This is a genomic window from Streptomyces marispadix (genome assembly GCF_022524345.1).
Lineage (GTDB): Bacteria > Actinomycetota > Actinomycetes > Streptomycetales > Streptomycetaceae > Streptomyces > Streptomyces marispadix.
Map to the genome: position 1 here is coordinate 3608402 of NZ_JAKWJU010000002.1, position 20939 is coordinate 3629340.

The following is a 20939-nucleotide window of genomic DNA, read 5'->3' on the forward strand; positions in this document are numbered from 1 at the left end:
ACTCCGTAGAGGCGCACCCGTACATGCGGGTCCCGTGCAGCCGACCTCCCTACTCGCGCCCGTACGTGCCGGCCCGTAAGGCCGGGCCCGCTCAGGCCCCGACGTAAGCCGCGAGATGCTCGCCCGTCAGCGTGGAGCGGGCCGCGATCAGGTCGGCGGGTGTGCCCTCGAAGACGATCTTGCCGCCGTCGTGCCCCGCGCCCGGGCCGAGGTCGATGATCCAGTCGGCGTGCGCCATGACCGCCTGGTGGTGCTCGATGACGACGACCGACTTGCCGGAGTCGACGAGCCGGTCCAGCAGGCCGAGAAGCTGCTCCACGTCGGCGAGATGGAGACCGGTGGTCGGCTCGTCGAGCACATAGACGCCGCCCTTGCCGCCCATGTTCGTGGCCAGCTTGAGCCGCTGCCGCTCGCCGCCGGAGAGCGTGGTCAGCGGCTGGCCGAGCTTGAGATAGCCCAGCCCTACGTCGGAGAGCCGGTCGAGCACGCGGTGCGCGGCCGGGACCCGGGCCTCGCCGGAGGCGAAGAACTCCTCGGCCTCCGCGACCGACATCGCGAGCACCTCGCTGATGTCGCGCCCGCCGAGGTGGTGGTCCAGCACCGAAGCCTGGAACCGCTTCCCCTCGCACTCCTCGCAGGTCGTCGCCACCCCGGCCATCATCGCGAGATCGGTGTAGACGACGCCCGCGCCGTTGCAACCGGGGCAGGCGCCCTCGGAGTTGGCGCTGAAGAGGCCCGGCTTCACGCCGTTGGCCTTCGCGAAGGCCTTACGGACCGGGTCGAGCAGCCCCGTGTACGTCGCCGGGTTGCTGCGCCGCGAGCCGCGGATCGGGCTCTGGTCGACCTCCACCACGCCCTGTTCCGCGGCCGCGGGCCCGTCGACCAGCGATCCGTGTACGAGCGAACTCTTGCCGGAGCCCGCGACTCCGGTGACGGCGACGAGCACCCCCAGCGGAATGTCCACGTCCACGTCGCGCAGATTGTGCGCCGACGCACCGCGGATCTCCAGCGCGCCGGTGGGCTTGCGCACGGTCTCCTTGAGCGCGGCACGATCGTCGAGATGGCGGCCGGTGACGGTGCCGCCGGAGCGCAGGCCCTCGACGGTGCCCTCGAAGCAGACGGTGCCGCCCGCCGTACCGGCGCCGGGGCCGAGGTCGACGACATGGTCGGCGATGGCGATGGTCTCGGGCTTGTGCTCCACGACGAGCACCGTGTTGCCCTTGTCGCGCAGCCGCAGCAGAAGATCGTTCATCCGCTGGATGTCGTGGGGGTGGAGCCCGATGGTGGGCTCGTCGAAGACGTAGGTGGTGTCGGTCAGCGAGGACCCGAGGTGGCGGATCATCTTGGTGCGCTGCGCCTCGCCCCCGGAGAGGGTGCCGGAGGGGCGGTCGAGGCTGAGATAGCCGAGCCCGATCTCCACGAACGAGTCGAGGGTGTCGCCGAGGGCCTTCAGCAGCGGCGCCACCGTGGGGTACCGGCCCTCGCCGGCGCCCGGAGCGGGCTCGTACAGGCCGCGTATCCACCCGGCCAGATCGCTGATCTGCATGGCGCAGGCGTCGGCGATGCTGACGCCGTCGATCTTCGACGAGCGCGCCGCCTCGCTGAGCCGTGTGCCGTCGCAGTCGGGGCAGGCGGTGAAGGTCACCGCACGCTCGACGAAGGCGCGGACGTGCGGCTGCAACGCGTCGACGTCCTTGGCCAGGAAGGACTTCCTGATCCGCGGGATCAGGCCCTCGTAGGTCAGATTGATGTTGTCGACCTTGATCTTGGTGGGCTCCTTGTGGAGCAGGTCGTGGAGTTCCTTCTTGGTGAACCGGCGGATCGGCTTGTCCGGGTCGAAGAAGCCGCAGCCGCTGAAGATGCGGCCGTACCAGCCGTCGACGCTGTAGCCGGGGATCGTCAGCGCGCCCTCGTTGAGCGACTTGGAGTCGTCGTAGAGCTGGGTCAGGTCGAAGTCGGTGACCGAGCCGCGGCCCTCGCAGCGCGGGCACATGCCGCCGGTGCGGGTGAAGGTCGCCTTGACGGTCTTGCTCGTACCGCGTTCGACCGTGATGGCGCCGCTCGCACGTACCGAAGGGACGTTGAAGGAGAAGGCGTTGGGCGAGCCGATGTGCGGCTGGCCGACACGGCTGAAGACGATGCGGAGCATCGCGTTGGCGTCGGTGGCGGTGCCCACCGTGGAGCGGGCGTCGGTCCCCATCCGCTGCTGGTCGACGATGATCGCGGTCGTCAGTCCTTCGAGCACGTCGACCTCGGGCCGTGCCAGCGTCGGCATGAAGCCCTGTACGAACGCGCTGTAGGTCTCGTTGATCAGGCGCTGCGACTCGGCGGCGATCGTGTCGAACACCAGCGAGCTCTTGCCCGAGCCGGAGACACCGGTGAAAACCGTCAGCCGCCGCTTCGGGATCTCGATGCTGACGTCCCTGAGGTTGTTCTCGCGTGCTCCGCGCACGCGGATCAGATCGTGGCTGTCGGCGGCGTGCGGCGCGGGCGGCTTCGTCGGCGCCTGCGCGGCGGCTGTCGTGTCGGTGCTCATCGTGTCTCCGTCTGTTGCGCGGGGCCGACTGTGGCGCGGCGAGGGCTGTTTCCGGGAGGACCGTTCCGCGGGGCCGAGTCCGCGGTGGTCGCCGCGGGTGCCGGCGGCGCCCGGCTCATTCGACCAGTATCGAACAGTACGTCTGGTTCGCGGCCGGTGCTGCCGGTGTGGCTGATGCGGCCGGTTCGTCTGGCATGGATGGGGGCGGGCGGCGCCGGATGCCGCGCGGCTCAGCGCAGTTGCTGGATGCGGAGCAGATTGCCCGCGGGGTCGCGGACTGCACAGTCGCGCACTCCGTACGGCTGGTCCGCCGGTTCCTGTACGACATCGGCGTCGCCCTCCTGAAGCCGCGCGAATGCGCCGTCGAGATCGGCGGTGGCCAGGAGGATCCCGGCGTAGGTGCCCTTCGCCATCATCTCGGCGATGGTGCGGCGCTCGTCGTCGGTGACACCGGGGTCGACTGCCGGAGGGTGGAGGACGATCGATGTGCCGGGCTGGCCGGGCGGGCCGACCGTGATCCAGCGCATCCCGTCGTATCCGACGTCGTTACGGACCTCGAAGCCGAGGGTGTCGCGGTAGAAGGCCAGGGAGGCGGCAGGGTCGTCGTGCGGCAGGAAGCTCGCGTGAATGGTGATGTCCATGGCGCTCACGCTAGGTGCGGCTCGCGGGCCCGCGCTTCTCGATTCCTGACCGGTCTGGTCACCTGCTTCGCCATGCAGGACGGCATGCCCGCCGTGGCGAGCGCGGCCTGGCGCCGGTAGACACTCGGCGGCACACCGACCAGCTCGGTGAAGCGGGTGCTGAAGGTGCCCAGCGACGAGCAGCCGACCGCGAAGCAGACCTCGGTGACGCTGAGGTCGCCACGGCGCAGCAGCGCCATCGCGCGCTCGATGCGCCGCGTCATCAGATAGCCGTACGGCGACTCCCCGTACGCGCGCCGGAATTCGCGGCTGAGATGCCCGGCCGACATGTGGGCACCGCGGGCCAGCGCCTCCACGTCCAGCGGCTGCGCGTACTCCCGGTCGATCCGGTCGCGCACGCGGCGCAGCCGGACGAGATCGCGCAGATGCTGCGCCACCGGGGATGCCTCGCGCGGCCGGGCGGCCGAGGGGGAGGGTCTGCTGTCCACCTGCCCGATCGTGCCACGAGGGACTGACACTGCCCAGAGTCGGGCGAGGTCGCAGGGCTGTGGCCGGTCCCGCCCGGCCGCGCCGCCATCCGACCGCCCGACCGCCCGCCGCCCGTCCGCTGGTCCGCCCGATACCCGCGCCCCCTACCGGCCCGCCCGCTCCGCGAAGGTGATGATCTCGGGGCTGTCTTCGGTCAGCGGGCTGCGGTCCCAGTCGCCGTACTGTTCGGCGATCACCAGTCCGGCCTCCGACAGGAACGACGACAGCGCGTCGGCACCGAGGAAGCGCAGCGTGCTTCGCGACGTGCGGGGCTGGTCCCAGCGGGGGCTGACCAGGGTCTGGGTGAAGGTGACCGTGCCCTTGCCCGCCGCCGCCCCGGCCTCCGGCACCTCCGGCACCTCCGGTACCTCCGGCACGTGCCACGAATCCGTCACGTGCCACGAACGGAGCGGGTGTCCGTGCGGGTCGGTCGTCTCCGTCACCCGTTCCGGGGTCCACCGCTCCCACGCACGGGCCGAGGGGTTGCGGGTCTCGAAGACGAAGCGGCCGTGCTCGGCCAGGGCGGAGCGGATCGCGGTCAGGGAGGCGCGGAGTTCGTCGTCGGTCACGAGGACCTGGAAGGCGTGGCCCGTCATCACGACCAGTTCGAACTCGCCCTGCCGCGCGGCCGATCGGGCGTCGCCGAGCACCCATTCGACGTCGGGCCGCCGTGTGCGTGCGCAGGCGAGCATGGCCTCGGCGGGGTCGAGTCCGCAGAGCCTGCCCATGTGGCCTGCCCTGCGCGCGGTGTGCAGCAGTTCGCCCGTACCGCATCCGACGTCCAGCACGGAGCGCGCCGCCTTCACGAGCGGCAGATAGAAGCCGAAGTCGTCCCGGCCCGCGCAGAGGGTGTCGTACAGCTCGGCGAGGTCGGGATCGGAGAACAAGCGGTCCACCATGGGCCCTGCTTAGCGCTCCGGGCCGGGCGGACGCCACCGGATAACCGCGCGCCGCCCCCGCGACCGCCTCCACGATCCGCCCCAGCCCATGTGGTCCGCCCGGCCCTGGGAGCCCGCCGAACCGATCCTGGGAAGCGGGGCGCGGCTCCGGCCCACAGCCGAGGTGTGGGGCTGATACGGGAGCGGGGAACCCCCGGGGCTGCCAAGGAGCGATTCGTGATCGCGAGGTGATTCGGCGCCCCGGCATCGCAGATGCGCGCTGGATTCCGTCGTACGCCTTGTGAATGCGAGGCGGTGTTGGTTGTCTTGCGGGCATGCACAGCTACACGATCGGGCAGGCCGCGCGGCTGCTCGGTGTCAGTCCCGACACCGCGAGGCGCTGGGCGGACGGCGGCAGGATCGCCACGCATCGCGACGAGGCGGGGCGGCGGTTGATCCATGGGCGCGATCTCGCCGCGTTCGCAGTCGAGTCGGGGCAGGGCGCCAACGGCGGTGACGACGAGGTCTCGTACACCTCGGCGCGCAACGCGTTCCCCGGCATCGTCACCGCGGTGAAGGTCGGCGACGTCGCGGCCCAGGTCGAGATCCAGGCCGGACCGCACCGCCTGGTGTCCCTGCTGACCCGCGAGGCCGTGGAGGAGCTGGGGCTGGAGGTCGGGATGGAGGCGACGGCGCGAGTGAAGTCCACGAACGTGCACATCGACCGTCACTGAGCCGCCAACGGGCCCTCGCCCCGCCCCCGTTCGTTCCGGCCCGGTTCGTTCCCGCCCCGCCCGTCCGCCCCCGTACCGCCTCGACTTCCGCCGTTTCAGAGGAGTTTCCGGAGATGATCGCCGACTCGATCCCGCGTCGCGCCGCCGGCGTGGCCGCGGCCGTGGCTCTCGTACTGCCGCTCGCGGCGTGCGGCGGCGGCAGCGGAGACACCGGACAGGGCGGGAAGGGCGAGCCGGGAGGCGAGCTGACGGTGCTCGCCGCGTCGTCGCTCACCGACGTCTTCAAGAAGGCCGGCGCGGTCTATGAGAGGCAACACCCGGGCACCAGGCTGAAGTTCTCATTCGCAGGTTCACAGGAACTCGCAGCGCAGATCGGCCAGGGCGCCCCCGCGGACGCGGTGGTGACCGCCGACGCCAGGACCATGGACAAGATCGAGGCGGATACGGGGACCCCGGACGTCATCGCCAGGAACCGCCTCGTCATCGCTACGAGGGCTGAGAACGCCACCGGTGACGACTCCGCCGGTGACGACTCCGCCGGGAAGGACTCCGGCGAGGAGGACACCGAGACCGGCTCCGGAGCGGACGCCGCGAAGAAGCCGAACAGCCTTGAGGATCTGGCCGATCCGAGGCTGAAGGTCGTCCTCGCCGCCCCCGAGGTGCCGGTCGGCCGCTACAGCCGTCAGATCCTGCGCAAGCAGAAGGTGCACGTCGACCCCGTGTCGGAGGAACCCAACGTCCGCGCCGTGCTGAGCAAGGTCGAACTCGGCGAGGCCGATGCGGGAATCGTCTACCGCACGGACGCCGCGACCGCGCCCGGCAAGATCGACGCAGTGCCGATCCCCGATACGCAGAACGCCGTCGCCTCCTACCCGGCGGCCACCCTGAAGTCGTCCGAAAGGCCGGATGCCGCCGCGGAGTTCGTGAAGTGGCTGAGCACGCCACGCGCGCAGAAGATCCTCCGTGACGCCGGCTTTCTGAAGCCGTAGCAGTGACGCGGAAGCCGTAGCAGCGATGCGAAGGACACATACGCCCGGACGTACGGACGGCGGCAGCGGCGGGCGGACTCCGCTGACGAGCGCACGGATGCGGTCCGTGACCGGCGGACGGGCTCCGCTCGTGCTCGCCGTTCCCGCGCTGCTGGCGGTCGCGTTCCTGCTGATCCCCCTGCTCGGCATACTCGCCCGTACCGAATGGCGAAGGCTGGGCGCCCACTTGACGAGCCCCGGGGTCACCGATGCGCTGTCGCTCTCCCTGCTCGTCTCGCTCTGGGCGCTCGCCCTGTCGCTCGTGCTGGGCGTGCCGCTGGCCTGGCTGCTCGCCCGCGTCGACTTCCCCGGCAAGGCCGTGGTCCGTTCGCTCGTGCTGCTGCCGATGGTGCTGCCGCCGACCGTCGCCGGTGTCGCGCTGCTGCTCGGGCTCGGCCGCAGGGGGCTGGCCGGGCCGTGGCTGGAGAGCACGTTCGGGGTCACGCTCCCGTTCCACACCTCGGGTGCCGTGCTGGCGGCGACGTTCGTGGCGATGCCCTTCCTGGTCATCAGCCTTGAGGGCGCGCTCGCCGGAATACGGCCCGGGTACGAGGAGACGGCGGCGTCGCTCGGGGCCTCGCCGACGCGGGTGTTCTTCACCGTCACGCTGCCCATGGCCGGTCCGGGGCTGGCCGCGGGAGCGGCGCTGACATGGGCCCGGGCCCTCGGCGAGTTCGGCGCGACGATCACCTTCGCGGGCAACCTCGCGGGGGTGACACAGACGCTTCCCCTCCAGGTCTATCTGCTGCTCCAGAACTCCCCGGAGGCCGCGACCTCCGTGTCGCTGCTGCTCCTTGCCGTCGCCATGGCCGTACTGGTCGCGCTACGGGGACGGTGGACGGGCGGCGGCGCGGGCAGTCGCGCGGGCAGTCGCACGGGCGGCCACGGCCGAGACCAGGGCCGAGAGCACGTCCAGGGCCGAGACCGCGATCACGACCGGGACGGCGATCACGAGCGGGACGGCGATCACGACCAGGACGGCGACCGCGACCCCGACGCGTCCGCTCTCGACGCCGACGCCGCTCCCCACGCCGACCCCGCCGCCCCTGACTCCCCTTTCTCCGGCCGCAGTTGCTCCCTGCACGCCGACGTCACCGGTTTCGACCAGCTCACCCTCGACGCGGAGCCCGGCACGACCATCGCCGTCGTCGGGCCCAACGGAGCAGGCAAGACCACCCTTCTCCGGGCCCTGCTCGGACTCGACGGGCGCGCACGCGCCCGCGCGCTGCGGCTCGGCGACATGGACGCCACCCATCTGCCACCGCACCGCCGCGGCGTCGCATGGGTCCCCCAAGACGGCGCGCTCTTCCCGCACTTGAGCGCCCTCGCCAACACCGCCTACGGCCTGCGCGCCCAGGGAGTGCCACGGCGCGAGGCACGCCGCACCGCGCAACTCTGGCTCGACCGGCTCGGCGCCGGGCGGTTGGCGCACCGCAGACCGGCGCAGCTCTCCGGAGGGCAGGCCCAACGCGTCGCTCTGGCAAGGGCATTGGCGGTACGGCCCGGACTGCTGCTGCTGGACGAGCCGCTCGCGGCCCTCGACCGTACGGCCGGTACCCGCGTGAGGCGCACGCTGCGGACCCATCTCGCGGGTTTCGGCGGCGTATGCCTCGTCGTCACGCACAGCCCCGTCGAGGCCGTCTCCCTCGCCGACCGGATACTCGTGCTCGACGACGGCCGTACGGTCCAGGACGCCTCGCCCGCCGAGGTGACCCGGCGTCCGCGCTCGCCCTGGGTCGCGCGCATGCTCGGGCACAACGCCTGGCCCGGCGGCTTCGGTCCGGACGGGACGCTGACGCTGGACGCGGGCGGCGGCACACTCGTCGTCGCCGAACCCCTCGGCCCCGGTACGCCCGCGCTGGCCGTCATCGCGCCCGGCGCCGTGTCGGTGCACCGGCGGCGCCCGTATGGCAGCCCACGCAACGTATGGGCGGGCACGGTCCGTGAACTCACCGCCGTCGGCGGCCGGTTGCGCGTCGCCATCGAACCGGAGGGCGCCCCCGAACTCGTCGCCGAGATCACCCCGCAGGCGGCGAGCGAACTCCGGCTGGCGGAGGGCTCTTCCGTATGGGCGAGCGTCAAGGCGACCGAGATCACGGTCGTCGGCGTCTGACGCCGCGTCCGCAAGGGCCGAAGGACCCCGCGATTCGCAGGGACGACCGCCGGGCATCGCCCTGAAGGAGCCGTCCGGCGAATCGGCCGGAAGACCGACCACGGGTGGTCGGCGGAGCTTCGGGGGAGGTTCGGCGGAGGCTTGACGGGGGATCAACGGGCCCGATTTGAGGCGGATTTGAGAGTCGTCCAGACGTGCCTACGGATTTCGTACCCCAACATCCGTACAAACGCTTCACGAGTCGGTCCACGAAGTGAGACGGCCGCTTCTTCCAGAGGTCCGACCAGGGAAGAACGAGCCCGAATTCACGGGGCTGAGCCCGTTTCGTCCAGGCGGAATCCTTCACGTGACACAGAAAGTGTCACGTGTTCCCGTAACGGGGTTGTCGCGTACATGGCCCGATGCTTCTACTGGCGTCTGCACGGAATCCGTCTCGTCCGTGGAAGGAACCCCCCATGACCTTTCCCACCAGCCGACGCGCCAAGCGCGCCCTTATCGCTCTGGCCGCGGCCGGAGGCTGCGTCATCGCGGCTGCCGTCGCCGTACCGGCGAGCGCGGGCACGACCGAGGGCGCGAAGGCGGCGTACCAGGGCTCCTGCCCCGTCGCCGCCGAGATCAGCCAGGGCTACGGCGACGGCCACGACGGCGTCGACCTCGCGGCCCCCATCGGTACCCCGATCTTCGCCGCCGGGCCGGGAGAGGTCACCGAGTCGGGCCCTGCCTCGGGATACGGCCAGTGGGTGCGCATCAAGCACCCCGACGGCTCGGTCTCCGAATACGGGCACATGAACGAGCGGTTCGTGAAGGTCGGTGACGCGGTCCAGGGCGGACAGCGCATCGCCTCCGTCGGCAACGAGGGCCAGTCGACCGGGCCGCACCTGCACTTCGAGGTCCACCTCGACGGTGGTACCGGCGTCGGCGACGACCCGTTGGCCTACATGAAGGAGCGCGGCGTCTCGCTGCCATGCCAGCCCTGACCGGCGCGCTCGCCGGACCCGTGCGGCGGTGTCGACGGGGCGCCGCCGCCGGGTCCGCCTCCGTAACCCGGAAGCGGAACGGCCGAGTCCCCACCGGGCCTGGGTGCCAAGTCCCCACGGGGCACCCGCAGTCGAACACGTAGTCCCCCAAGCAGCACGCACCCCCGAGCACCACGCACCCCCAAGCACACGTAGTTCCCGAGCACCCCCGTCCCCCAGGCACTCAGGCACTCCGTCCCCCAAGCACTCAGTCACCAGGCACCGCGCCCCGACGCCCGGCACACCTCCCGGGCTGTGAGAGGCGTACGGGCGTACCACGCCAACCCCCCTGGGACCGGCCGTGATCCGGCGCGCCGGCAGGCACCAGGAGTTCGATCCCCCCACCACGCGCCGGAGTCGGAACCAGAGAGGCAACAGAGCCGATGAACACACGCAAGAGAGTCCTCGCAGCGACCCTCGGCGGTGCGCTCGTCGCAGGGCTGGCGGTGGCGGGACAGCAGGCCATGGCCACGACGTCCGCGGACGAGCCGACGATGAACGAAGCGTTCACCAAGGCGGCCGAGGAGTTCGACGTGCCGCGCGATCTGCTCGTCTCCGTGGGCTACGCCGAGACGCACCTCGACGGCCACAAGGGCAAGCCCAGCCAGGACAACGGCTTCGGCGTGATGCACCTGGTCAGCAACCCCGAGCGCAAGACCCTGGAGCAGGCCGCCGAGCTGACCGGCGAGTCGAAGGCCGACCTGAAGAAGGACAACGCCGCCAACATCCGCGGAGGCGCCGCCGTGCTCCGCGCCAAGGCCGACAAGGCCGGGCTGAAGGCGGCGGACCGCAAGCGCATCGAGGCCTGGTACCCGGCCGTCGCCGCGTACGGCGGCGCCGAGAGCGCCTCGCTCAAGCGCCTCTACGCCGACGCCGCCTACGACTTCGTCAACAAGGGCATACCGGCCAAGGGCACCAAGGTCCGTATGTCCCCGGAGAAGGTCACCCCCGAGCGCGGCAAGCTCGCCAAGGCGGCGGCCCCCGGCACGGGCACCAAGAGCGACGACTACCCGCCGGCGATCTGGAACCCCGCGGACCCCGCCAACTACAGCACCGGCCGTGAGGCTGCGATCTCTCAGGTCGTCATCCACGTGACCCAGGGCGCGTACGCAGGGACGATCAACTGGTTCAAGAACCCCGAGGCCGAGGTCAGCGCCCACTACGTCGTGCGCTCCTCCGACGGCGAGATCACGCAGATGGTGCGCGACGCCGACACCGCCTGGCACGCCCGCGGCGGCAACGCCTCCGGCATCGGCATCGAGCACGAGGGCTTCGTCGACGACCCGTCGTGGTTCACCGACGCCATGTACCGCGCCTCCGGCGCGCTCACGAAGCACCTGTGCGACAAGCACGGAATCCCCAAGGACCGTGCGCACATCGTGGGGCACAACGAGGTTCCCGGGAACGACCACACCGACCCGGGCCCGCACTGGAACTGGGACACGTACATGGGCTACGTGAACGGCTGACGGATGCGGGCGGCGCCGCGGCCATGACTGTGGACGTGGCCGCGGCGCCGATCAGGAAGTGATTCGGTGACCCGGCGACCGACCGGGCCACCGAGTCGTCCATACGAGGGCCTCCGGGCACTCCGGGAGCCGGGCCCGGAGCCCGGGGGCCCTCAGCCTCACCCGGCGGTTCTGCACGGCAGTTCTGTCCGGCCGGTTCTAGTCGGCGGTTCTGTCCGTGGCCTCCCCGGTCTCGCCGGTCTCCCCGGCCTCCCCGGTCTTCGGGCGGCGGGCCCCCTCGGGCCCCTCGCCCTCCGTCCGCTCCGGCTTACGGTGTCCCCGGCCGCTATTCCAGCTCGGGCAGTTCCTCGCCCTGCACGGCCTGCACGTCCAGCTCGATCCTCAGCGTCGTGCCGATCGCCGCGATCCCGGCCGCCAGGATCTGGTTGTAGTTCATCGCGAACTCCTCGCGCTTCAGCTCGGCCGTGGCGCGGAACGCGGCCCGGGTGCCGCCCCAGGGGTCGGGCCCGTACCCCAGATACGTGAGGTTCAGCGACACGTCGCGTACGACCCCGTGCATCGCGAGCCAGCCGTGCACCGTCCAGCGGTCGGTGCCCGCGGGCTCCACCGCGTGGCTGCGGTAGGTGAGTTGGGGGTGCCGCTCCACGTTCAGGAAGTCCTCCGAACGCAGGTGGGCGTCGCGGATCCTGTTGCCCGTCTCGATGCTCGCGGCCTCGATGACGGCCTCCACCGAGGACTTCTCCGGCTCCTCGTCGATCTCGATACGCGCGCTGAACTCGGTGAAGCGCCCGTGCACGCTGGATATCCCCAGATGCTGCGCCGTCGCCCCGACCGTCGAGTGCACGGGGTCGACCGTCCACGGGCCGGGCGGCGGCAGTTCGGTGCCCCCTTGCCGTACGAGCACGAGCGTCCCCAGGTCGGCACGTCCCGAGGCGGTGACGAGCGCTGTGGCCGCGGCGGGCGCATAGCCGAGGGCCGTGGCGATCACCGTGTACGGGCCCGAGGGCAGCGCCTCCTCGCTCACCGCGATGCCTTCTTCGTCGGCCTCCACGCGGAGCACCTGAACGCCCGTCATGTCGGTGACGGTCAGCACGGCGTGCTGTACCGGCCACCCCTCGCGGGTGTGGATCTGCGCCCGTACGCCTGCGCCTGCCATCTTCCGATTCGCTCCTTCTCGCTCAGGCCCGTTACGCACGGGCCGCCCGCGATGTGACGGACGGGCCCGCTGCCCGGGGCCGGGGCCGTCCCGCACGACGTCCCCGGGCCAGTCTTCCTTCCGCGTCCGGGGGGCGGGAAGTGCGTTGCGGGATCTTCCGGTTCCGTCTTCGCGCCCTGCGGTCCGGCGGCCGTCCCGGCCGCCCTCCGGCGCTTGCTCCCGGTGCCTGCCCGGCGATGCCGCCGCCGCTCCGCCCGCCCCCGTGACGGCCCCGGGCCTACTCGTCCGGGTGGTGCAGCTCGATGTCGTGGGAGTCCGGGCCTGCGCCCTCGACGGTGAGCCCGCTCGCCACCGGCGGATAGCCGCTGGCGATGATCGAGTAGTCGCCCGCGTCGAGGTCGGTGAAGCCGTACGCGCCGTCCTCGCCGGTCGTCGCGGTGGCCACCACGTTCCCCGCCGCGTCGACGAGCGTCACGCGAGCGTCCGGCAGCGGACTGGCGTCGACGCCGGCCCGGATGACGCCCTGCACCCGCGCGCCCGCCGCCAGTTCGACGTCGATACGCGTGATGCCCTGCCCCTCGACCTCCACGGGCCGCGCCACGGGCCGGAAGCCCGGCGCGTTCACGGCGATCGTGAAGGTGCCGGTGACGATCTCGTCGAACGAGAACTCGCCGTGCTCCCCGGTGCGTCCGGTCGCCAGCACCTCGCCGCGCTCGTCGGTGACGACGACCATCGCGCCCCGCACCGGCTGCCCGTCGGTGGTGCTGCGTACGCGTCCGGCGAGCCCGCTGGTCGCCGCCAGCCGCACGTCGTGGCTCAGCGGCTCGTCGCCGACGTTGACCGTCGTCGCCTGCGGCTGGTGCCCGTCGGCGGCGGCGATGAGGACGTAGCTGCCGGGCCCCGGGGTGTCCATGCCGTAGCGGCCGTCCTTACGCGCCACGGAACGGCCGAGCTGGCGACCGCTCAGCGAGATGAGCGTGACGGCGGCGCGCGGCACGCCCTTGCCCTCGGCGTTGCGGACGGTGCCGGTCACCGAGTGGCGTGACGTGGTCAGGGGCTCGTCGGGCTCGGGATCGTCGGCGGCCAGCCGGTACCCGGCCTGTGCGGCGTGCGCGGCGTGCTGGGCTCCGTAGCCGTCGCCCGCGGCGCCGTCCTCCGCACCGTGGGCACCGTTCTGCCGAAGGTAGGCCGCCGCCACGTCGTTCGCGGTGCTGTCCTGCTCGATGCCCGACTTCGTCTTCAGCGGCACCTCCCTTACGCACAGCACGAGCAGCAGCGCGAGCAGCGCGACGGGCGCCGCGTAGAGGTAGATGTCGCCGATGCCGTGCCCGTAGGCCGACTCGATGACGTGCCGGATGGGCACGGGCAGCTTCTCCAGGTCGGGGATGTCGCTGCCGGCGCCGCCCGTGGGACCGCCGTGCCGCACGCCGAGCTTGTCCAGGCCGTCGTCCACGTAGTCCGAGATGCGGTGTGCGAGGACCGCGCCCAGTACGGAGACGCCCACGGCGCCGCCGAGCGAGCGGAAGAAGTTCACCGAGGAGCTGGCGGCACCCAGGTCCGTGGCCTCCACCTGGTTCTGCGTGGCCAGCACCAGGTTCTGCATCATCATGCCGACGCCGACGCCGACACCCGCCATGCAGGCCGCGAGCTGCCAGTACTCGGTGTCGTGCCGCATCATGCCGAGCAGCGCGAGGCCCGCGGTGAGCAGCACGCCGCCCGCGCAGAGCCAGATCTTCCACTTGCCCGTACGGCTGATGACGAGCCCGGAGAGGGTGGTGGAGAGGAACATCCCGACGATCATCGGGATCGTCATGACACCGGCCATCGTGGGCGATTCGCCCCGCGCGAGCTGGAAGTACTGGCTGAGGTAGACCGTCGCGCCGAACATCGCGATGCCGACGAACATCGACGCCAGCGACGTCAGCGCGATCGTGCGGTTGCGGAACAGCCACAGCGGGATGATCGGCTCGGTGGCCTTCGCCTCGACGAGTACGAACAGCAGGCTCAGCAGCAGCGAACCGCCGACCATCGCGTAGCTCTGCCACGACAGCCATGCGTACTTGTCGCCCGCGAACGTCACCCAGATCAGCAGCAGCGAGGCCGCCGCGGCGACGAGGAAGGCCCCTGCCCAGTCGATCTTCACCCGGCGCTTGAGCAGCGGCAGATGCAGCGTCTGCTGAAGTAGCAGCAGCGCGATCACGGCGAAGGGGATGCCCACGTAGAAGCACCAGCGCCAGCCGAGCCAGCTCGTGTCGGTGATGACGCCGCCGAGCAGCGGCCCGCTCACCATCGCCACCGCGAACGAGGCGCCGATGTAGCCGGTGTAACGGCCGCGCTCCCGCGGGGAGATCATCGCGGCGATCACGGTCTGGGTCAGGGCGGATATGCCGCCCATGCCTATGCCCTGCACGGCCCGCGAGGCGATCAGCATGCCGGTGTTCTGCGCGAGACCCGCACTCGCCGAGGCGAGTACGAAGACGACGATGGCCGTCTGTATCAGCACCTTCTTGCTGAAGAGATCCGCCAGCTTGCCCCACAGCGGAGTCGAGGCGGTCATCGTCAGCAGCGACGCCGCCACCACCCAGGTGTAGGAGCTCTGCCCGCCTCCGAGCTCGGAGACGATCTTGGGCAGGGCGTTGGCGACGATCGTGGAGGAGAGGATGGCGACGAACATGCCGAGCAGCAGCCCGGACAGCGCCTCCATGATCTGCCGGTGCGTCATGGGTGCGGCGCCGCCCGGCCCGTAGGAAGCGGTCGCGTGGTTCTGCGACGCGTCGCCTGCGCCGCCTCCGGCGCCGGTGCCCTGCACACCGGACGGTGTGGTCGTGGCCATTCTTTCCCTAACTCTTCTTCAGTGCCGTGCGGTGTTCCCGCTGGTCCGTCGCTTCTTCTGGTCCTGCCGGTCCTGGTCCTGGTCCTGCCGGTTCCGGTGCCGGTCGTGGTGATCCCGGTGGTGCTGTCGGTGCCCGTGCAGCCTGTACGGGAGCGGTGGCGCCGTCGCCGAAGTCGTCACGCAAGCGCTCCAGCATCCCGTTCAGCCGTGCGATGTCCTCCTCGGTCCAGTCGTGAAGAAAGCCCTCCAGGGTCCTGGTCGTGGCCTCGGAGAGCGTGTCCAGTTGTCGGCCGCCCCGTTCGGTGAGGCGCAGCAGCCGGGAGCGTCCGTCCTGCGGATCGGGCTGCCGCTCGACCCACCCACGCTCCACGTTGTGGGCGACGTGGCGACTGGTGACAGACATGTCTACCGCCATCAGCTCCGCGAGACGACCCATACGCATCTCGCCGTGCTTGTGAAGGAGCGTCAACACGGCTGCCGCGGCGGGCGGACAGTCGCCCGGCAGGCCCCGCACCAACTCTCGCCGTACGGCGCCGAGTCCGCCAAGATGCCGGGCCAGTTCCTCAAATCCGCTGCGTGCGGCTCGCGGGGGCATCCCGTCTCCCGGATATCGTTGCTTTAGGCAACCATAAATCCGTTAGTTGCAGTACGCAAATTTACGTCGACCAAGCGGAGGCAAAGAATCAGTAAAGCGGAGCGGTGTGCGCGGGCGGAAGCGGGAGCCGCGTGCGCGGAAGCGGTCGTCGCTACGACCGCGGGGACGGGTCTGTCCGTGCCCCCGTGGCGTTCGCTATCGTCCTGCCCCATGGCTCACAACCCGCATGCGCCCCAAGGACCCGACCCGTCCCAGGACCCGGCAGGCAGCACGCAGATGTTCCGTGCCTTCGTAGACGAGGAGGGCGGCGGCGCGAGCGCACAGCGCGGTGCCGATCCTCAGGCCTCGTCCGGCCCCCGTATCGGCGTGATCGTCGGCGTCGTCGCACTCGTCGTGGTCGTCGCTGCGGCCGTCTGGCTCGCGATGGCCTGAGCCGGAGACGGTCAGGGGCAGAGACGACCTGAGGCCGAGACGGCTGAAGGGGTCGGAAGCCCCTGAAGGGATCGAGCGGCCCAACTCCCGGACCGGAGGCGGCACTCCACCCGGCACCCCGCCGCGATGGCTTACGCGCTCGCCCTGGGAGATCTCCACGATCCGGGGTTCGACGGGCTCGTCGCATACTTCCGTACGGAATGAGCCCGTCCCTTATGCATGTCCGGCAGCCGGCCGTTCGTCATGCCGGCGTTGTGCTGCCCGTACGCCCGTCGACGCGTACGGGCTGAGCGTCCTCGCTCACTCCTCCGCGATGAGGCCCTCGCGCAACTGCGCCAGCGTGCGCGTCAGCAGCCGGGAGACGTGCATCTGCGAGATGCCGACCTCCTCGCCGATCTGCGACTGCGTCATGTTGGCGAAGAAGCGGAGCATGATGATCTGCCGCTCACGCGGAGGCAGTTTGGCCAGCAGCGGCTTCAGCGACTCCCGGTACTCCACGCCCTCCAGCGCGCTGTCCTCGTAGCCGAGGCGGTCCGCGAGCGAGCCCTCGCCGCCGTCCTCCTCCAGCGCCGGGGAGTCGAGCGAGGAGGCGGTGTAGGCGTTGCCCACGGCCAGCCCGTCGACCACGTCCTCCTCGGACACCCCGAGGCAGTGGGCGAGTTCGGTGACGGTCGGGGAGCGGTCCAGCGTCTGCGACAGCTCGTCGCTGGCCTTCGTCAGAGCCAGACGCAGCTCCTGGAGGCGCCGCGGAACCCGCACCGACCAGGAGGTGTCGCGGAAGAAGCGCTTGATCTCACCGACCACCGTCGGCATCGCGAACGTCGGGAACTCCACGCCCCGCTCCGCGTCGAAGCGGTCGATCGCCTTGATCAGCCCGATGGTGCCGACCTGGACGATGTCCTCCATCGGCTCGTTGCGGCTGCGGAAGCGTGCCGCCGCGTACCGCACGAGGGGCAGGTTCAGCTCGATCAGCGTGTCCCGCACGTACGTGCGTTCAGCACTGTTCTTGTCGAGCGTGGCGAGCCGCAGGAAGAGGGAGCGCGAGAGGGTGCGCGTGTCGATGGCATCGTGGTCTGAGGGGGCCTGGGTGGCTCCCATGGCGTCGACGTCGTCGGTCGTGTTCTCGGTGAGCACCTTCGAGCTGCCCAGTTCTACGGACATGCCACCCCCTTGAGGTCGCGGACGGATCGCAGCGGCGCCCTCGTACGAAGGGAGCACCTCCCCCTGCATACCGGAAGCGCCGTCGCGGCAAACGCAGCTCTTGCAGAATGTCACAAGTAGGCAACGCGACGTAGCCCCATGTCGATAAAACTGCACAGTTGAGGAAGTTGAGCCGTCGTCATGGCTCACTCTGTCCGGTTATGCCTCGATTCGATTTGCGGCGCGGAGGCGGGCGAAGCTCCGCGACAGCAGCCGAGATACGTGCATTTGGGACACACCCAACTCCGCACTGATCTGTGACTGCGTCAGGTTCCGGTAGTAGCGCAGCAGCAGGATGCGCTGCTCGCGCTCGGGGAGCTGGACGAGCAGATGCCTTACCAGATCGCGGTGTTCGACCCCGTCCAGCTCCGGGTCCTCGTAGCCGAGGCGGTCGAGCAGGCCGGGCAGACCGTCCTCACGTTCCTGCGCCGCCTCCAACGACGTTGCACGGTAGGAGCGTCCGGCCTCGATGCACGCCAGCACCTCCTCCTCCGTGAGCTTCAGGCGCTCGGCGATCTCGGCGGTCGTGGGCGAGCGTCCGAAGGCCGTCGTCAGATCCTCCGTCGCGCTGCTGACCTGGACCCACATCTCGTGCAGCCGTCTCGGTACGTGCACGGTACGGACGTTGTCGCGGAAGTAGCGCCTGATCTCGCCGATGATCGTCGGCATGGCGAACGTGGGGAACTGCACGCCGCGCTCGGCGTCGAAGCGGTCGATGGCGTTGATGAGCCCGATGGTGCCGACCTGGACGACGTCCTCCATGGGCTCGTTGCGGCTGCGGAAGCGCGCCGCCACGTAGCGCACGAGCGGAAGGTTGGCCTCGATCAGCGCGGTGCGCACCCGTTCGTGGCCTGCGGTGCCGGGCTGCTGCTCGGCGAGCTGCTCGAAGAGCTCCTGGGTCAGCGCCCGGGCCTCCGCGCTGCGGCTCTCGCGGGTCTGGGTCGCCGCCACTCCAGCCACCACCTCTTCAGGTCCGGGTCGTCTCGCTCCAGGCGTCGGCCAAAAGCGGTCATAGCATCACAAGACATGTGCAACGTGTGCAAGCACCGTAAATTGCCGTGTTGGTGAGGAGTTGAGGTGTTCGCGAAGGGTGGCGTCCGTGCCGTCGCGGGCTCGTGAGGGACGGCTTCGGGAAGGGCCCGTACGGGGGCCGGAAAGGGCGCCGAGGAGCTTGAGGCCCCGGGGGTGTGCGGCCCACTCATCGGTGACGGACGACGGCCGAATGCCGTGGAGAGGGTCTGCGGATGCGCGGGAACGCGGGGGTGCGTGGCGAGTTTCCGCCAGGGAGCAGGGGAGGCGGAGCCGGGTCGGGAGCGCGGCTAGCGCACGACCTCGGTCATGAAGTGGCCCACGCCCTGCGCGGCGCTCGATATGCCTTCGAATCCGATCTGTACGAGATCGGCGGCCCTGGCGGGCGACGTGATGATCGTGTACAGCGCGAAGACGGTGAGCACGTAGATACTGATCTTCTTCGCCTGCACCATCTCGCTCCTCACGCGGCTGCCCGGGCTTCCCCTCTTCGCAGTCGGGTGAGTCTAACCATCGGCGCGGGCCGCCCGGCCCATGCGTGCGGCCGTAAAGCGGCCTCGATCAGGGCTCTTTGACCGGTACCGCACGTCTCGTCCACTGATCGTCGCAACCGCTTCACGCTTCGCTCTTCACGTCTCGCGCTTCGCGCGATCACGTCTCATGCTCAGCGGCGTACTCAGGGCGGGGCCTCAGCCGCGCGGCCTGGTGCCGCCGCCCATCGCGTCCCTCGCGCGGTCCAGGAGCGAGGCGAACGGCCCGACCGCCCACTGCGCGGCCGGCGAGCCCGCGGCGGCGGGGTGCGGATGAGTGGGAGCGGTCCGTTCCGCCCTGAGCAGCCTCTTGCCCATCTTCTGCCGCTGCTCCTGCGAGCAGCCGGTGCGTACGGCGGGGAACTCCTCCCGCTCCTCGTGGTCCGCGTGTTCACCGACGGCCTTCTCGAACTCCCCCAGCTTCGCCTCGAATTGGGAACCGTCCGGGTCCATCCGCTCCAGCTCGGCGAGGATCCGTCCGGCCTCCTCCTCTTCCTCGTTGCGGGCGACGGCCTCGCGTTCCCCGGCCTCCCGCTTCGCGACCGGCCTGAGGATCATCTCCTCGGCCGCCTCGTGCACGGCCAACAGGGCCCTCAACTCAGCGAACTTCGCCCTCTTCTCCTCGCCCAGCGATACGTGCACCTCGGCGAACAGGTCCCGCATACGGGCGTGTTGGGTCAGCAGGACGGCGATGATGTCGTCGTGCGGGAGCTTCGCGGCCTCCGCGCGTTCGAGTGCTGCGTTGCTCACGGGGCTCACTCCTCTTGCGCCGTACGTCTCGTGCCGTACGTCCTGTCGCACGCGTTCCTCACTCCGGGTGGCCCCGGGGGCGCGGGGGCAAACACGACGCGTGACGCGGCGGTACGAGGCCCGCCCGTGCGCGGAGGCCGCTGGGAGCGGGGCGAGCCGCCCCCGGCGAGCAGCCGTGCGCCGTGGAACTCGTCGGACCACATGGAGCCGCGCGCAGCACGTGGGCCGAATCGCGTCGGTCGGGTTGCGGCGAACTCGTCGAGTCGCGCCGAACTACAGGGCAGGCGGGCCCAGTTCGACGCGCCGCAGCACGGCCTCCAGCCGGTCCAGCCCTTCGCCGCCCTGGATCTGCCGTTCGTCCCACCACGTGGCCCCGGCCTCGGCCAGCGGTGCCAGCAGATCCCGCGCCGCGGCGGGCTCCGCGGGACTCGCCCCGCCGAGCACGAGCTCGAAGGCGCCGTGGCCCTCCCGGTGCTCGCGTACGTACGAGACCAGCTCGCGTACCTCCTCCACCGGTGGCGCGTGCCCGTGCCTGGCGGAGGCGAACAGCGGCACGGCACCGTCCCAGCGGGCGGCCCGCCGCATCGGCGGCCGGTTCGGCCAGAAGCCGCCGATCCAGACGGGCGGCCGGGGGCGCTGCACGGTGGCGGGCAGCAGTGTCACGTCACGGGCCTGGAAGTGCCTCCCGTCGTGGTCGACGGGCTCGCCCGACCAGTAGCGGCACAGCAGCCCGAGCCCTTCGTCCAGCCGCTCGGCCAGCACGACCGGATCGACCGGCTCACCGAAGCTGCCGTACTCGTCCTCCACGGGCCCGCCCAGCCCGGCGGCGAAGATCACCCTTCCCCCGCTGAGCACGTCGAGCGTGGCGACCTGTCGCGCGAGCTGCTGCGGGCGGCGCCGTGCGACAGGCGTTACCAGCGTGCCCAGCCTGATGCGCGAGGTCGCCAGCGCCGCGGCGGTCAGCAGCATCCACGGGTCGCCGAAGTCCCGCGGATGACGGCGGTGCAACACGTGGTCCCAGACGAACAGCCCGTCCCATCCCGCCTCCTCCGCCGCGGCGGCCACCTTCGCCACTGCCCGCGGGTCCGCGAAGTCCCCGAAGTTCGGAATGTTGACGGAGAAGCGCATCCCGGCATGCTGCGTCATCGCCCGGCGGGCGGCAAGCGGATAACCGGGGGCCGGGGGGCGGGGGTTGAGGCGCCGGAGCGGGGCTTTCCGGCGGAACGCAACTGCGGAGCGCATCAGCGGAACGCAACGAAGGAGGGGCTCGCCCTCGCGGGCTTGCCCCTCCTCGATGGCATCCGAACAAGGGATGCTCAGCACAAGACGGCTGACGCTAGATCGACTTTGCCCGAGTTCGCGTATAGCAACACCCCGAGCGGAGGGCTCGGGCTCCGGCTCGCCGTGCGGACGTCAGTCTCCGCCGCGCTAGGCTATGGCTGACGTGGAGCCTCCCGCGTACGCGATATAC

General features: G+C 70.8%; 17 protein-coding genes and 1 pseudogene. 6 read left to right on the forward strand and 12 right to left on the reverse strand.

Annotation, left to right across the window (positions count from 1 at the left end; genetic code table 11):
• Nucleotides 1–91: 91 nt before the first annotated feature.
• From MMA15_RS15045 to MMA15_RS15060, 4 genes are all read right to left on the reverse strand, one after another.
• Entirely contained in the window at nucleotides 92–2536 is a 2445-nt protein-coding gene (locus tag MMA15_RS15045) for an ATP-binding cassette domain-containing protein (protein ID WP_241060242.1), read from the reverse strand.
• Nucleotides 2537–2766: 230 nt separating this feature from the next.
• Nucleotides 2767–3177, reverse strand: a complete 411-nt coding sequence (locus tag MMA15_RS15050; protein WP_241060244.1) for a VOC family protein — start codon at nucleotides 3175–3177, stop codon at nucleotides 2767–2769.
• Nucleotides 3178–3182: 5 nt separating this feature from the next.
• Entirely contained in the window at nucleotides 3183–3665 is a 483-nt protein-coding gene (locus MMA15_RS15055) for a helix-turn-helix transcriptional regulator (protein ID WP_372498243.1), read from the reverse strand.
• A 144-nt stretch (nucleotides 3666–3809) separates the two neighbouring features.
• Nucleotides 3810–4604, reverse strand: a complete 795-nt coding sequence (locus MMA15_RS15060) for a class I SAM-dependent methyltransferase (RefSeq protein ID WP_241060246.1) — start codon at nucleotides 4602–4604, stop codon at nucleotides 3810–3812.
• A 314-nt stretch (nucleotides 4605–4918) separates the two neighbouring features.
• Between MMA15_RS15060 and MMA15_RS15065 the strand changes: the two genes are divergently transcribed.
• From MMA15_RS15065 to MMA15_RS15085, 5 genes and pseudogenes are all read left to right on the forward strand, one after another.
• Nucleotides 4919–5317, forward strand: coding sequence for a TOBE domain-containing protein (locus tag MMA15_RS15065; RefSeq protein WP_241060247.1), 399 nt, complete (start codon nucleotides 4919–4921; stop codon nucleotides 5315–5317).
• 113 nt (nucleotides 5318–5430) lie between these two features.
• Nucleotides 5431–6306: a molybdate ABC transporter substrate-binding protein gene (modA, locus tag MMA15_RS15070; RefSeq protein WP_241060249.1), complete on the forward strand. Its 876-nt coding sequence runs from the start codon at nucleotides 5431–5433 to the stop codon at nucleotides 6304–6306.
• A 97-nt stretch (nucleotides 6307–6403) separates the two neighbouring features.
• Complete coding sequence (locus tag MMA15_RS15075) at nucleotides 6404–8458, forward strand: ABC transporter permease (RefSeq protein WP_241063206.1); 2055 nt, start codon at nucleotides 6404–6406, stop codon at nucleotides 8456–8458.
• 455 nt (nucleotides 8459–8913) lie between these two features.
• A complete protein-coding gene (locus tag MMA15_RS15080; protein WP_241060251.1) occupies nucleotides 8914–9435 on the forward strand; it encodes a M23 family metallopeptidase in 522 nt (173 codons plus the stop codon).
• A gap of 422 nt (nucleotides 9436–9857) precedes the next feature.
• A pseudogene (locus tag MMA15_RS15085) lies at nucleotides 9858–10940 on the forward strand (N-acetylmuramoyl-L-alanine amidase); the annotation flags it as partial.
• 328 nt (nucleotides 10941–11268) lie between these two features.
• On the opposite strand, the gene MMA15_RS15090 reads toward MMA15_RS15085, so the two are convergent.
• From MMA15_RS15090 to MMA15_RS15100, 3 genes are all read right to left on the reverse strand, one after another.
• Complete coding sequence (locus tag MMA15_RS15090; RefSeq protein WP_241060253.1) at nucleotides 11269–12099, reverse strand: YceI family protein; 831 nt, start codon at nucleotides 12097–12099, stop codon at nucleotides 11269–11271.
• 277 nt (nucleotides 12100–12376) lie between these two features.
• Complete coding sequence (locus MMA15_RS15095; protein WP_505016619.1) at nucleotides 12377–14821, reverse strand: MFS transporter; 2445 nt, start codon at nucleotides 14819–14821, stop codon at nucleotides 12377–12379.
• 118 nt (nucleotides 14822–14939) lie between these two features.
• On the reverse strand, nucleotides 14940–15527 hold the full coding sequence (locus MMA15_RS15100) for a MarR family winged helix-turn-helix transcriptional regulator (protein WP_372498244.1): 588 nt from the start codon (nucleotides 15525–15527) through the stop codon (nucleotides 14940–14942).
• Between the two features lie 210 nt (nucleotides 15528–15737).
• Between MMA15_RS15100 and MMA15_RS15105 the strand changes: the two genes are divergently transcribed.
• Nucleotides 15738–15959: a hypothetical protein gene (locus MMA15_RS15105; protein WP_241060257.1), complete on the forward strand. Its 222-nt coding sequence runs from the start codon at nucleotides 15738–15740 to the stop codon at nucleotides 15957–15959.
• Between the two features lie 300 nt (nucleotides 15960–16259).
• Here the strand turns inward: MMA15_RS15105 and MMA15_RS15110 are convergent, their stop codons facing one another.
• The 5 genes from MMA15_RS15110 to MMA15_RS15130 form a co-directional block, all read right to left on the reverse strand.
• The gene (locus MMA15_RS15110; protein WP_241060259.1) at nucleotides 16260–17120 is read right to left on the reverse strand and encodes an RNA polymerase sigma factor SigF; all 861 of its coding nucleotides are present in this window, start codon (nucleotides 17118–17120) and stop codon (nucleotides 16260–16262) included.
• A gap of 198 nt (nucleotides 17121–17318) precedes the next feature.
• Nucleotides 17319–18122: an RNA polymerase sigma factor SigF gene (locus tag MMA15_RS15115; RefSeq protein ID WP_372498245.1), complete on the reverse strand. Its 804-nt coding sequence runs from the start codon at nucleotides 18120–18122 to the stop codon at nucleotides 17319–17321.
• 356 nt (nucleotides 18123–18478) lie between these two features.
• Nucleotides 18479–18643, reverse strand: a complete 165-nt coding sequence (locus tag MMA15_RS15120) for a hypothetical protein (protein ID WP_241060263.1) — start codon at nucleotides 18641–18643, stop codon at nucleotides 18479–18481.
• 234 nt (nucleotides 18644–18877) lie between these two features.
• Nucleotides 18878–19468, reverse strand: a complete 591-nt coding sequence (locus MMA15_RS15125) for a hemerythrin domain-containing protein (RefSeq protein ID WP_241060264.1) — start codon at nucleotides 19466–19468, stop codon at nucleotides 18878–18880.
• Nucleotides 19469–19741: 273 nt separating this feature from the next.
• Nucleotides 19742–20596, reverse strand: coding sequence for an LLM class flavin-dependent oxidoreductase (locus MMA15_RS15130; protein WP_241060266.1), 855 nt, complete (start codon nucleotides 20594–20596; stop codon nucleotides 19742–19744).
• Between the last annotated feature and the right edge of the window lie 343 nt (nucleotides 20597–20939).